Raw genomic sequence first — 13,011 nt, forward strand, 5'->3', positions numbered from 1 at the left:
ATCTTATGCCTTGCCCGTGACTGCGGCGCATTGGCCGGCGAGCGGTCTGGATCGCAGTGTGAAGATTATCGCAGGCATTAAAAAAGCCGGCTTGTGGCCGGCTTTCAGGGGGTGGTCCAACCTTACTTCTGGTAGGGCAGACCGCCTTGATTCTGTGGCGATGCAGCGAGCTGCTCGCGGGGCGCAGATGGTAACAAAGTCGGGACGAAAAGCCTAATCGCGGTCACAAAAAAGCCCCGCCGTGGCGGGGCTTCTTCGCGGCGGGGGCTACCCCGCGACCATCACTTGGCCTGGAAGGCGGCGACGGCTTTGGTGATGTAGTCGTGGGCTTGAGCAGCGTCGCCCCAGCCTTCGACCTTCACCCACTTGCCCTTCTCGAGATCCTTGTAGTTCTCGAAGAAGTGCTTGATCTGCTCCAGCAGCAGGGCCGGCAGGTCGGTGTATTCCTTCACGTCCTGGTACAGCACGGTCAGTTTGTCGTGGGGTACGGCGATCAGCTTGGCGTCGCCGCCGGCTTCGTCGCTCATGTTCAGCACGCCGACCGGACGGGCGCGGATCACGGAGCCCGGGGCGACCGGATACGGGGTCACGACCAGCACGTCCAGGGGATCACCGTCGTCGGCCAGGGTGTTCGGGATGAAGCCGTAGTTGGCCGGGTAGAACATCGGGGTGGCCATGAAACGGTCGACGAACAGGCAGTCGGTGTCCTTGTCGATTTCGTACTTGATCGGCGCGTGGTTGGCCGGGATCTCGATGGCGACGTAAATGTCGTTCGGCAGGTCTTTGCCAGCCGGGATGCTGCTGTAGCTCATGGACGACTCCAGATAGTGGTCGGGCCGAAAAAGTGCGGCGGATTATAGGCAGATTGCCGTGTCCAAGCCACTGACATCGCCTAGTGCGCCTGAGTTTCCTGATATTCGGGGTGCTCGGTTTGCAGTCTGTGCAGGCGCGAAAGCGGATCTTGCCGGTAGAACAGCGAAAGCTGTTCATAGACTTTGGGATAGGCGTGGTGCAGCAGGTCTGGCGCGGTGAAGAAGTACTCGCTGGTAACGGCGAAGAATTCCGCCGGATTCTCGGCGGCATAGGGATCGATGGCGGTATGCGCTTGCGGGTCGCGGTCGAGCCGGCGGTTCATGTCGTCGTAGGCGGCCTGCATGGCAGCGGCCCAGTCGGTCACGCGCATGTCGCGGTGCAGCGGCGGCAGGCCGTTGGCGTCGCCGTTGAGCATGTCCAGCTTGTGCGCCAGTTCGTGGATGACCAGGTTGTAGGCGTCCCAGCCACCACCGCTTTCCACACCGGGCCAGGCGAGGATGACCGGGCCCTGCAGCGAGGTCTCGCCGGCGCGCTCATCGTCGAACTCATGCATGACGCCGGCGGGATCGCGGTGTTTCTGCGGGCTGACGAAGTCGTCGGGGTAGAGAACCAGTTCGTGGAAGCCGCTGTACCAGTTCAGCTCGGGCAGGTGCAGCAGGGGTAGCTCGGCCTGTGTGGCCAGCAACAGGCGGCGATAGTCGTCCAGTTCGATGCCGGGCAGCGGGGTGAGGTGCTTGTCGCGCAGGAACAGCAGCGCGCGCTCGCCGAGCAGGCGCAATTCGTCTTCGCTCAGGCCGTCGAGAATCGGCAGGTGCCGGCGCACCCGCGTCCAGAGTCCGGCATCGAGCCGATGGCGGGCGAGGAAGCGCCGGCGGCGCCAGGCACTGAGCGACCACATGAACGAATCAGCGCTCGCCGGTCTGGGCCTTCGCCGAGGGGCGCATCTTGTGGCGGATGACGCCGATCAGCATGGGCACCAGGGAGAACGCGATGATCGCGATGATCATTACGGAGAGGTTTTGCTTGATGAACGGCACGTTGCCGAAGAAGTAGCCCAGGGTAACCAGGCCGCCCACCCAGGCGATGCTGCCGGCCACGCTGAAGAACAGGAAGCGCACGTAGGGCATGTAGGCCATGCCGGCGACGAAGGGCGCGAAGGTGCGGACGATGGGCAGGAATCGCGCCAGTGTCACCGTCTTGCCGCCGTGGCGTTCATAGAAGGCGTGCGTCTGGTCGAGGTAGTCGCGGCGGAATACCTTGGAGTCGGGATTGCTGAAGAGGCGTTTGCCCAGCGTTCGACCGATCACGTAGTTGGTGCTGTCGCCGCTGATCGCCGCGACCAGCAGCAGGCCGCCGAGCAGCCAGGGGTCCATGCCGCCACTGGCGCAGATGGCGCCGGCGATGAACAGCAGCGAGTCGCCCGGCAGGAAGGGCGTTACCACCAGACCGGTCTCGCAGAAGATCACGAGGAAGAGGATGGCGTAGATCCACACGCCATAGTTGGCCACCAGCATCGACAGGTAGGTGTCGAGGTGGAGAATCAGGTCGATCAGGTTGAAATCCATGAGAAGCCTGTGTGACAACGAGGAGAACGGCCGGGGCGCGCATTATAGGGGGCGGCCGGGCTGCTGGGGGCACGCTCCGTCGAATCCTGCGACGGAAGTCCCGTGGGAGGATATTACAGCTTCTGAGTGAAAATCCTGTCGGCATGAAGGCTGCAATGCCCTGTGACAAAAGCTGAAATAGGGGGCAGCGCATGGCGCTGGAGAGCTTCAGGCAGGGGGGAGTGAGCGCTGCGCTGGGCACGGGAATGGACCTGCCGGGACAGTCTGCGCGGGCTCGGGCGGCCTGGTTGGCGCCTCGCCAGGGCCGGCCGCCGGTGTTCATGCTGGCGATGCTGTGGGGGCGTGACTGCGCCAATCTGGTGCATTGGCTCGAGGTGCGGCTCGATAGCCTGTTCGCCGACTACCTCTGCACTCCGGAAGGCTGGAGCGAGGGCCAGGCCGCGCGGCAGGTGCTCGCGGCACTCAACATGCAGTGCTTTCGTGCCGCGGCTCAAGGCCGCGCCGTGCCTGCCGCGCTCGCCGCCGGCATCCTGTTGCTGCAGGGGGACAGCGCGCACTTTCTGCAATGCGGTGACGTGGGGCTGCTGCGTTATCGGCGGGGCGAGCTGGTCGAGCTCGTCGGGCCTTCAGGGCAGACGCTGGGCGGTCAGGCCGAGCTGGCGCTGACCCAGCACCATCTCAATCTGGACGATGGCGAGGTCCTGTTGATGGCGCCGCAGCCGCTGTTGGCGGTCATGGATCGGACGCTGGTGCAGGCTACGTGTCGCGATCTTTCCCCGTCGTCGCTGGCTGATGCGCTGGCGCCGCTCCTGCGCGCGCCGGGCGCGGTGGCCCTGGTATTGCCGGGAGCGACCGAGGAAGGGGCGATGGCGGAGACCGTCGGCAACTGGCCGGCGACGGCGGGGCTGCACACGGGGAACCACCTGGAGGGCTGGGAATTGCTCGCGCCATGCCGCTTCGGGCCAGCGCAGCGGACCTTTCAGGCGCGCCACGCGGATGGTCGCGAGGCGTGGCTGCTGCTTGCCGAAGAAGATGCCGGGCAGGTCTTCTGGCAGCGAGAGTGGGCCATGCGCTGCTGCAAGGTAGCCAGTTTGCCGGATGTCCTGCCGTGCCGCGTCGCGCGCCGGCACGCCTATCAGTTGTTCGTCCCTGCGGAGGGCGAGTGGCGCAGCTTCGCCGAGTGGGTGACGGCGCGGCGGCGAGTGGAGGTGGCAGCCGCGCTGGACATGCTGGAGCAGTGTGTCGCGGCGGTCCGCGCGCTGCAGCGACGGGGTGTGCACGGACTCTGGCTGACGCCACGGCAATGGTTGCTGGGGCCCAACGGGCGCGTGCTGGCGCTGCCGGAGTTGGCGGCGGTGATACCGGGGGTGGCGCGCCAGGCGTTGCCAGCCGATGCGTTGCCGCTGGCGCCCGAACTGCGCGAGGACCTGGCGGTGGATGGGCGTGCGGATCAATTCGCCCTGGCTGCGTTGTTCTACTGGCTGCTCAGCGGCAGCTGGCCGGAAGCGGCCACACCCGATGTGCGCGAGGGATCGCTCTACGTACCACTGGAAGGGCGGGTCGATGGCTTGCCGCCAGGCTGGGACGGTGTGCTGGCGCGAGCCCTGTCGCCCGCACCGGAGCAACGCTTCGAGGCGCTGTCGGAGTTCATCCTGGCGCTGCGTCGGCCGCTAGAGCAGGCTCGCCTGCCAGCTCAGCAGCGCTGGCGCCGCCTGTCCTGGTTGGGCGCTGGCGCCGTACTGGCCGCCGGACTGGTGGTCGGAGGCTGGGAGTTGCTCGGCTAGCGGGTGCGCGGCTACTTCACGGGCATTCATCGCCGTTTCCAGGTGCGCTTCGGCGATCAGCTGTTGCAGTCGTCCACTGCGGCGCAGGGTGCGCAGGCCACGATCGAGGCTGGCGGCCAGCGCTTCGCCCTCGGCGCGTTTCTTCGGCACCAGAACATAGAGCGGCTTGATCTCCAGTGGCGGCTCGATGAATACCAGTTGCTCGCGCAGCGCGGGGGCATTTTGGCTGAGCAACTGATACCCGGTGTAGCGGTCCACCACGGCGAGGTCGATGCGTCCGCGCAGGAGCTTTTCCAGGTTCTGCCAATCGCTGCTGACGACGTCCTTGTTGAGGAAATCGGCGGCGTCGAATTCGCTCTGGTTGACGTAGCCACGCACGACACCGATGCGGTAGGGGCGAAGGCTGTCGAGATTGCCCGGGACAATCGGCAGGGCGCGGTCGCGGCGGCGGAAGAAGCCGAGCTGCGAGTCCAGCAGTGGCATCGAGGTATAGAAGTCCGCGCTGCGATCAGCTGACAGATACGCCGGCATCAGCGCGTCGAAGCGGCCCTCGCGGGTCTCGTTGAGCGCGCGCTGCCAGGGCAGGAATACCAGTTCGGCCTTGTCGCCATTGAGCGCCAGGGCTTCGTTGAGGATGCGGCTGGCCAGTCCGTTGCCTGGCAGGTCCGAGCCGACGTAGGGCGCCCACTCCAGGGTGGCGATGCGCAGGTTTTGCGCGTGGACGGTGACGCCCAGCAGCGCGAGACAGAGGCAGGCAGTGCGCAGAACGAGCAGGGAAAAACGCATGGGATCCCTTCATGCGGAGGCCGCGGCAATTCCGATGATGGCACTCTAATGCGCCGGGCCCGCCGATACCAGCGGGCCCATGGAGCGGGCCGTCAGTTCAGGTCGTCGCTGATCGGCAGGATGTAGTTCTTGAACTCGCTGTCCTCGCGGAAACCGATGGATTCGTAGACCTTCTGCGCCACTTCGTTGTTGACGCTGGTGGACACGCGCATGCGCACGGCCTGGGTCTCGCGGGCCATTTGCCGGGCCGTTTGCAGCAGGTGGTCGGCGACCAGCTGGCGGCGAGCGTCTTCGGCGACGTAGATATCGTTGAGGATCCACACGCGCTTGAGCGACAGGGAGGAGAAGCTCGGGTAGAGCTGGCAGAAGCCCAGGATCTTGTCGTCACCTTCGTCGGGCAAGGCCAGGTAGATCACCGATTCCTTGCGGCGCAGGCGCTTCTCGAGGAATTTTCGCGACGATTCGGGGTAGGGGAGCATGCCGTAGAACTCGCGGTATTTGACGAACAGGGGCGCGAGCAGATCGAGGTGGTCGAGCGTGGCTTGCACGATGCGCATGGGCGGGCCTCGGCGGGAGGTTAATGGGCTGGTATGGCAATGCAGGGGCTATGCCAGCGGATAGCCATCGCGTCCGATGCTGCACCAGAAATTGTGGAAAGCGCAATCCAAGCGAGCGTTTGATCTGCAATGGTTGGCAGAGCGCGGCTGGGGCGGGCGTAGGAGCGGACTCCGTCCGCGATTGGTCCGCATCGCGCCGGATGCCATCGCGAATAGTGTTCACTCCTACTGATAGTCCTGCGTGCGGGATCGGCCCTCACTCTAACCCTCTCCCGGAGGGAGAGGGGACCGTGCGGTGCAGAAGGGAGCCTTGGTTTCAATCGGCACGGGCGGCTCCCTCTCCCTCTGGGAGAGGGCTGGGGTGAGGGGGCCGTGGCAGGGAGTGCCTCCGAGAACGACAGCTGTTGCTACACCTGTGTTTGCGCGTGGCTTTTAGGTCAGCAGGAAATTCGCCCCTGCCCCGGCGCCTTCCAGGGTTGGCAGTTCCGCTTCATCCTTCAGGTTCACCCCCGACAGTTGCCGACGGCAGGCTTCGCGCATCAGGTACAGCAGTCGGTGCGTGGCCAAACCGTAGCTCAGGCCCTCCAGGCGCACGTTGGAGATGCAGTTGCGGTAGGCGTCGTTCAGCCCGACCTTCGGTGCCCAGGTGAAGTACAGGCCCAGGCTGTCCGGTGATGACAGGCCGGGGCGCTCGCCGATCAGGATCACCACCATTTTCGCCCGCAGCAGCTCGGCCACTTCATCGGCGACGGCGACGCGGCCCTGCTGCACCAGTGCGATCGGCGACAGGCTCCAGCCTTCATTGCGCGCCTGTTCTTCCATGCGTTCGAGGAAGGGCAGGCTGTGGCGTTGCACGGCCAGCGAGGAGAGCCCGTCGGCGATCACCACGGCGAGGTCGTAGCCCTGCGGATGGCGGTCGGCATGGCGGCGCAGAATCTCTACCGAATCTTCGTTCAGGCGGCGGCCGAGATCGGGGCGTTGCAGATAGGTATCGCGGTCGGCGGCGGCGCTGTGTAGCAGCAGCGTCTCGCGGCCGCGTTCAGCCAGTTGCGTGGCGAGACCGTTGCGGTCGAAGGGCAGGTGCACGGCGTCGCGCGCCTGGGCGTGGGCGAACTGGAAGTCCAGCTGTGCGCCGGTCGGCAGGCTGGTGCCGGCGCGACCCAGGGCGATGCGCGCGGAGGTCAGCCGGCGCAGCTCCTGCCAGGGATTGGGGGTGAAGCTGTCGCTCATCGAAAACTCCTCAGGCGAGCGGCCCTCAGGACAGTTGCGCTAGCGCGTGGCGGAAGGCGCCGGGAAGCTGGCTGGCCATGTGCACGCGGCCGTCCTGCTGGCGGAGGATTTCCATGCGCGCAAGCCATGCCTCGAACTCCGGCGCCGGCCTCAGGCCCAGCGTCTGGCGCGCGTAGAGCGCATCGTGAAAGGAGGTGGTCTGGTAGTTGAGCATCACGTCGTCGGAGCCGGGGATGCCCATGATGAAGTTGATGCCAGCCACGCCGAGCAGGGTCAGGAGCATGTCCATGTCGTCCTGGTCGGCCTCGGCGTGATTGGTGTAGCAAATGTCGCAGCCCATGGGCACGCCGAGCAGCTTGGCGCAGAAGTGGTCTTCCAGCCCGGCGCGGATGATCTGCTTGCCGTTGTACAGGTACTCCGGGCCGATGAAACCGACCACGGTGTTCACCAGGAATGGCTTGAAGTGCCGCGCCACCGCGTAGGCGCGGGTTTCGCAGGTCTGCTGGTCGACGCCGTGGTGGGCGTTGGCGGATAGCGCGCTGCCCTGGCCGGTCTCGAAGTACATCAGGTTGTCGCCCAGGGTGCCGCGCTTCTGCGACAGCCCGGCCTCGTAGCCTTCCTTCAGGATCGACAGGCTGACGCCGAAGCTGGCGTTGGCGGCCTCGGTGCCGGCGATGGACTGGAACACCAGGTCCAGCGGTGCGCCGCGGTTGATCGCCTCGATGGAGCTGGTGACGTGGGTGAGCACGCAGGACTGGGTGGGAATCTCGTAGCGCTGGATGATCGCGTCGAGCATCTCCAGCAGCGTGCAGATCGATTGCAGGCTGTCGGTGGCCGGGTTGATGCCGAGCATGGCGTCGCCGTTGCCGTAGAGCAGGCCGTCGAGCACGCTGGCGGCGATGCCGGCCGGGGCGTCCGTGGGGTGGTTGGGTTGCAGCCGCGTGGACATGCGTCCGCGCAGACCCATGGTGTTGCGGAAGCGGGTGACCACACGGATCTTCTGCGCGACCAGCACCAGGTCCTGCACACGCATGATCTTCGACACCGCCGCCGCCATTTCCGGCGTCAGCCCCGGCGCCAGGGCGCGCAGGCTGGCTTCGTCGGCGGCATCGCCGAGAAGCCAGTCGCGCAGGCCACCCACCGTGAGGTGGCTGACCGGGGCGAAGGCTTCACGATCATGGGTGTCGATGATCAGCCGGGTGACCTCGTCGCTCTCGTAGGGGATCAGCGCTTCGTCGAGGAAGTGCTTGAGCGGGATGTCGGCCAGCGCCATCTGCGCAGCGACGCGCTCGGCGTCGCTGCCCGCGGCGACCCCGGCGAGGCGGTCGCCGGAGCGCGCCGGGCTGGCCTTGGCCATCACCTCGCGCAGGCTGTCGAAGCGCCAGGTCTGGCCACCGATGCTATGGGCGAATCCGGACATGCCGACCTCTCTCAACCCTGGCTGGCGAACGACGCGTCGGTGCCGCGATTGAGGCTGATGACGATGCTGCAGCAGGAGCAGCCGCCGATCATCAGCACCAGGAACACCGAGGCGATGACGCTGTTGAACCAGAGCATCGCGGCCAGGCAGACCAGCGCCAGCACCAGCGCGATGGCCGGTACCACCGGGTAGCCAGGGGCGCGGAAGCTGCGCTCCAGGTCCGGTTCGCTGCGGCGCAGTTTGAACAGGCTGAACATGCTCATGATGTACATGACGATGGCGCCGAACACACTCATGGTGATCATCGCCGCGGTCAGGGTCATGCCCTGCAGGCTGATCAGACCGTCGCTGAAGATCGCCGCGATGCCCACGGCGCCGCCAGCGAGGATGGCGCGGTGCGGGGTCTGGAAGCGCGACAGCTTGGCCAGGCTGCGTGGGAGGAAGCCGGCGCGGGCGAGGGCGAAGAACTGCCGCGAGTAGCCGAGGATGATGCCGTGGAAGCTCGCCACCAGGCCGAACAGGCCGATCCACACCAGCATGTGCATCCAGGTGGAGTTGTTGCCGACCACGGCTTTCATGGCCTGCGGCAGCGGGTCGTTGATGTTCGACAGCGCGCGCCAGTCGCCCACGCCGCCGGCGAAGATCATCACGCCGATGGCCAGGGTCACCAGGGTCAGGATGCCGGCGATGTAGGCGCGCGGGATGGTGCGTTTCGGGTCTTTCGCCTCTTCGGCAGCCATGGCCGCGCCCTCGATGGCGAGGAAGAACCAGATGGCGAACGGAATGGCGGCGAAGATGCCCGCCATGGCGGTGGAGCCGAACACGTTAGAGCCGGCCCAGCCGTTGAGCACGAAGTTGCTGAAGCTGAAGCCCGGCGCGACCACACCCATGAACACCAGCAGCTCGGCTACCGCTAGCACCGTCACCACCAGTTCGAAGGTGGCGGCGATGCTCACGCCGAGGATGTTCAGGGTCATGAAGATCACGTAGGCGCCGGTGGCGGCCCACTTCGGATCGAGGCCGGGGAACTGCACGTTGAGGTACGCGCCGATGGCCATGGCGATGGCCGGCGGGGCGAAGACGAACTCGATCAGCGTGGCGATGCCGGCGACCATCCCGCCGGTCTTGCCGAAGGCCCGCAGGCTGTAGGCGAAGGGGCCGCCGGCATGGGGAATGGCGGTGGTCAGCTCGGTGTAACTGAAGATGAAACAGGTGTACATCACCGCGACGATCAGCGTGGTGACGAGGAAGCCCAGGGTGCCGGCGGCGGCCCAGCCGTAGCTCCAGCCAAAGTACTCGCCGGAGATCACCAGGCCCACGGCGAGCCCCCAGAGGTGCAGGGTGCCCAGCGTTGGTTTGAGTTGTGATGCGCTCATTGTTGTTATTCCTCTCTCCGCAAGGGGTAGGCCGCAGAAGGCGGGCCGCAGGGGCGTGGACGGATACCTGAGCCTCGATGGTAGTGGCGCACTGCCGCGCAAGACTTGACCGCTGGAACCGGCTTTCGCCGCGCAGGGTCAACTGGCTGTTACCCATTGCCCCACACGGCGCCCGGTGCCCGTTTCTGGTGCCCAATTCCTCGCATCTGCCCTCTGCTGTGGCAGCTGCAGACCAGGCGTGGCGCCGTGTCCGGCTGATCGGTAATGCATGGCGAGGCACGGGAATTGCTTTGTTTATTCGTTCCCTTCTTTCCGGGAGCCATGTGCCTTGCGCGTCTCAAAACAAGATCGGTAACCGACATGAGCCAGCCTCTGTTTTCTCCGTCCGGCCTTAGCCTGCCCCTGGCCAGCAATATCGGCGTGCTGTCCGCCGCCGCCAGCGGCCTGGGCCGCTTTATCGGTGACCAGGGCGGTGATATCGACCGCGTCTTCGGCCGCGCCGGCATCGACCCCGAACGCCTGCTGCATCCCACCTTGAGCCTGGCGCTGACCAACTACTGCCAGGTTCTGGAAGAGGCTGCGCGACAGTCCGGCTGTGACAACTTCGGGTTGCGCTACGGCGAACAGTTTCGTCCGCGCGAGCTCGGTTTGCTGGGCTATGTCGGGCTGTGTTCGGAGACGCTGGAAGACGCGCTGAAGAACTTCGCCGCTGCCTTCCCCTATCACCAGCACGACACGCTGATCCGCCTGGTGGATTGCGGCGAGTGCTACCGCTTCGACTACCAGGTGCGCCACGGCGCGATTCTCGACCGCCGCCAGGACGCCGAGCTGACCCTGGGCATGGCGCTGAACCTGATGCGCCATGCGCTCGGCGCCGAATGGGCGCCGCGTGCGGTGAGCTTCGAGCACGCGCGGCCGGAAGGCTGGCAGGAACATGGCCGGGTGTTCGACGCGCCGGTGCTGTTCCAGCGCGGCTGCAATTCGATGCTGATTCCCAAGCGCGACCTTTACGGCCGGCAGATGCCCGAGCGCGATGCCAACCTGCTGTTCCTGGTGCAGGACGTGATCCGCCGCCTGGGCGAGCAGGGCGGCGCGCCCAATCTGGTGGAGGATGCCGGCACGCAGATTCGCCTGGCTCTCAGTGAGGGCGAGCCCTCGCTGGAACTGATCGCCGAGCAATTGGAACTCACCACCGCCGGCCTGCAGCGCCGCCTGCGCGAGGCCGGGCTGAGCTTCAGCCAACTGGTGGAAAACACCCGCCGTGAGCTGGCGCTGCACTACCTGCGCCAGCCGCAACGGCCGATTTCCGAGCTGGCGCCGTTGCTCGGCTACTCCGAGACCAGCGCCTTCTCCCGCGCCTTCCGTCGCTGGTTCGGGGTGAGCCCGCGGCAGTGGCGCAGCGACGCGAGCTGAACTTCCCCTGTGTAGGGCAACTGTCTCCTTCGGTAAGTCCGTGCCGCTGAATTCCCCTCACCCCCGCCCTCTCCCAACGGGAGAGGGAGCAGTTCGTGCCGGCTGACGCCAAGATGTCATCCTGCGCCGAACGGTCCCCTCTCCCCTTGGGAGAGGGTTAGGGTGAGGGTGGGGTCTAGCGAGGATTTATCGGATAGAAGCCGGCCATGTCCGTGGTCCGTATGCGGGCCGCCGGCATAGCCCACCCCTACAAAAAGCGCTCCCTGCCTTTTCCCGGACATAAAAAAGCGCGGCCCGTGGGCCGCGCAAAGATCGATTCGGGGGAGACCGCCCGGCGAACCGGGCGGGGTCAATCAGCAGCGAGCAATCAGAAGAAACCCAGCGGGTTGATGTCGTAGCTCACCAGCAGGTTCTTGGTCTGCTGGTAGTGGTCGAGCATCATCTTGTGGGTCTCGCGGCCCACGCCGGATTTCTTGTAGCCACCGAAGGCGGCGTGCGCCGGGTACAGGTGGTAGCAGTTGGTCCACACGCGGCCGGCCTTGATGCCGCGGCCCATGCGGTAGGCGCGGTTGATGTCGCGGGTCCAGACGCCGGCGCCCAGGCCATACTCGGTGTCATTGGCGATGGCCAGTGCTTCGGCTTCGTCCTTGAAGGTGGTCACACCGACCACCGGCCCGAAGATTTCCTCCTGGAACACACGCATCTTGTTGCTGCCCTTGAGCAGCGTCGGCTGGATGTAATAGCCGGTGGACAGGTTGCCTTCGAGCTTCTCGACCGAGCCGCCGACCAGGATCTGCGCGCCTTCCTGTTGGGCGATGTCGAGGTAGGAGAGAATCTTCTCGTACTGCTGCTGCGAGGCCTGGGCGCCGACCATGGTGTCGGTGTCCAGCGGGTCGCCGCGCTTGATGGCCTTCACCTTCTTCATCACCACGTCCATGAACTGCGGGTAGATGGACTCCTGCACCAGCGCGCGGGACGGGCAGGTGCACACCTCGCCCTGGTTGAAGAAGGCCAGCACCAGGCCTTCGGCGGCCTTCTCGATGAAGGTCGGCTCGGCCTGCATGATGTCTTCGAAGTAGATGTTCGGGCTCTTGCCGCCCAGCTCCACGGTGGACGGGATGATGTTCTCCGCGGCGCACTTGAGGATGTGCGAGCCCACCGGGGTCGAGCCGGTGAAGGCGATCTTGGCAATGCGCTTGCTGGTGGCCAGCGCTTCACCAGCCTCCTTGCCGAAGCCCTGGACGACGTTGAGCACGCCCTTGGGCAGCAGGTCGCCGATCAGCTCCATCAGTACGCAGATGCCCAGCGGGGTCTGCTCGGCCGGCTTGAGCACCACGCAGTTGCCGGCGGCCAGGGCCGGGGCGAGTTTCCACGCGGCCATCAGCAGCGGGAAGTTCCATGGGATGATCTGCCCGACCACGCCCAGCGGCTCGTGGATGTGGTAAGCCACAGTGCTGTCGTTGATCTCGGCGGCGCTGCCTTCCTGGGCGCGGATGCAGCCGGCGAAGTAGCGGAAGTGGTCGGCGGCCAGGGGGATGTCGGCGTTGAGGGTTTCGCGCACCGGCTTGCCGTTGTCCCAGGTCTCGGTGACAGCCAGCAGTTCCAGGTTCTGTTCGATGCGGTCGGCGATCTTCAGCAGCACCAGTGAGCGGTCCTGCACCGAGGTGCGGCCCCAGGCGTCGGCGGCGGCATGGGCGGCGTCCAGCGCCTTGTCGATATCCTCGGCGGTGGAGCGGGGGAATTCGGCGATGGCCTCGCCATTCACCGGCGAGGTGTTGGTGAAGTACTGACCCTTCACCGGCGGGACGAATTCGCCGCCGATGTAGTTGCCGTAGCGCGCCTTGAACGAAACGATGGCGCCTTCGCTACCGGGATGGGCATAACGCATGGTCGGATCTCCTGGGTCTTGTGCTTGTTGGGGAGGACGTTGAACAAGCGTAGAGCAAGGGCCGGGCCATGCCAGTGAAAGCCGCGCGCTGCTTGGGTTGCGCCGTGCCTGGCGGGTTACCGGAAAGCCTGCTGTCATGCCGTTGGCACAGTGCCGGGTGACACTTTGTCCCGTATTCG

At 65.8% G+C, this 13,011-nt stretch carries 11 protein-coding genes; 2 read left to right on the forward strand and 9 right to left on the reverse strand.

Annotated features, from left to right (window positions below):
- Nucleotides 1-281: 281 nt before the first annotated feature.
- From ppa to JVX91_RS09625, 3 genes are all read right to left on the reverse strand, one after another.
- The gene (gene ppa, locus JVX91_RS09615; protein WP_184592577.1) at nt 282-812 is read right to left on the reverse strand and encodes an inorganic diphosphatase; all 531 of its coding nucleotides are present in this window, start codon (nt 810-812) and stop codon (nt 282-284) included.
- Between the two features lie 80 nt (nt 813-892).
- Nucleotides 893-1,711: a zinc-dependent peptidase gene (locus tag JVX91_RS09620; protein WP_205339016.1), complete on the reverse strand. Its 819-nt coding sequence runs from the start codon at nt 1,709-1,711 to the stop codon at nt 893-895.
- Nucleotides 1,712-1,718: 7 nt separating this feature from the next.
- Complete coding sequence (locus JVX91_RS09625; protein WP_205339017.1) at nt 1,719-2,378, reverse strand: DedA family protein; 660 nt, start codon at nt 2,376-2,378, stop codon at nt 1,719-1,721.
- Between the two features lie 191 nt (nt 2,379-2,569).
- Here JVX91_RS09625 and JVX91_RS09630 point away from each other — a divergent pair, with 191 nt between their 5' ends.
- Entirely contained in the window at nt 2,570-4,162 is a 1,593-nt protein-coding gene (locus JVX91_RS09630; protein ID WP_205339018.1) for a protein kinase, read from the forward strand.
- Here JVX91_RS09630 and JVX91_RS09635 read toward each other — a convergent pair.
- The 5 genes from JVX91_RS09635 to eat all read right to left on the reverse strand — a co-directional run bounded on the left by JVX91_RS09635 (nt 4,049) and on the right by eat (nt 9,531).
- The gene (locus tag JVX91_RS09635; RefSeq protein WP_205339019.1) at nt 4,049-4,948 is read right to left on the reverse strand and encodes a transporter substrate-binding domain-containing protein; all 900 of its coding nucleotides are present in this window, start codon (nt 4,946-4,948) and stop codon (nt 4,049-4,051) included. The two genes, JVX91_RS09630 and JVX91_RS09635, sit on opposite strands and share 114 nt — an antisense overlap.
- 92 nt (nt 4,949-5,040) lie before the next feature.
- Nucleotides 5,041-5,505 (reverse strand): N-acetyltransferase, encoded by a 465-nt coding sequence (locus tag JVX91_RS09640; RefSeq protein WP_205339020.1) that lies wholly within the window; start codon nt 5,503-5,505, stop codon nt 5,041-5,043.
- 432 nt (nt 5,506-5,937) lie between these two features.
- Nucleotides 5,938-6,735, reverse strand: a complete 798-nt coding sequence (eutC, locus tag JVX91_RS09645) for an ethanolamine ammonia-lyase subunit EutC (protein WP_205339021.1) — start codon at nt 6,733-6,735, stop codon at nt 5,938-5,940.
- Nucleotides 6,736-6,760: 25 nt separating this feature from the next.
- The gene (locus JVX91_RS09650; RefSeq protein ID WP_205339022.1) at nt 6,761-8,155 is read right to left on the reverse strand and encodes an ethanolamine ammonia-lyase subunit EutB; all 1,395 of its coding nucleotides are present in this window, start codon (nt 8,153-8,155) and stop codon (nt 6,761-6,763) included.
- A gap of 11 nt (nt 8,156-8,166) precedes the next feature.
- Nucleotides 8,167-9,531, reverse strand: a complete 1,365-nt coding sequence (gene eat / locus JVX91_RS09655) for an ethanolamine permease (RefSeq protein ID WP_205339023.1) — start codon at nt 9,529-9,531, stop codon at nt 8,167-8,169.
- A 360-nt stretch (nt 9,532-9,891) separates the two neighbouring features.
- Between eat and JVX91_RS09660 the strand changes: the two genes are divergently transcribed.
- Nucleotides 9,892-10,944: an AraC family transcriptional regulator gene (locus tag JVX91_RS09660; protein ID WP_205339024.1), complete on the forward strand. Its 1,053-nt coding sequence runs from the start codon at nt 9,892-9,894 to the stop codon at nt 10,942-10,944.
- Between the two features lie 367 nt (nt 10,945-11,311).
- On the opposite strand, the gene JVX91_RS09665 is transcribed toward JVX91_RS09660, so the two are convergent.
- A complete protein-coding gene (locus JVX91_RS09665; protein WP_205339025.1) occupies nt 11,312-12,832 on the reverse strand; it encodes an aldehyde dehydrogenase family protein in 1,521 nt (506 codons plus the stop codon).
- Nucleotides 12,833-13,011 lie beyond the last annotated feature (179 nt).

Origin of the sequence: Pseudomonas sp. PDNC002, assembly GCF_016919445.1 — a bacterium.
Taxonomy (GTDB): domain Bacteria; phylum Pseudomonadota; class Gammaproteobacteria; order Pseudomonadales; family Pseudomonadaceae; genus Pseudomonas.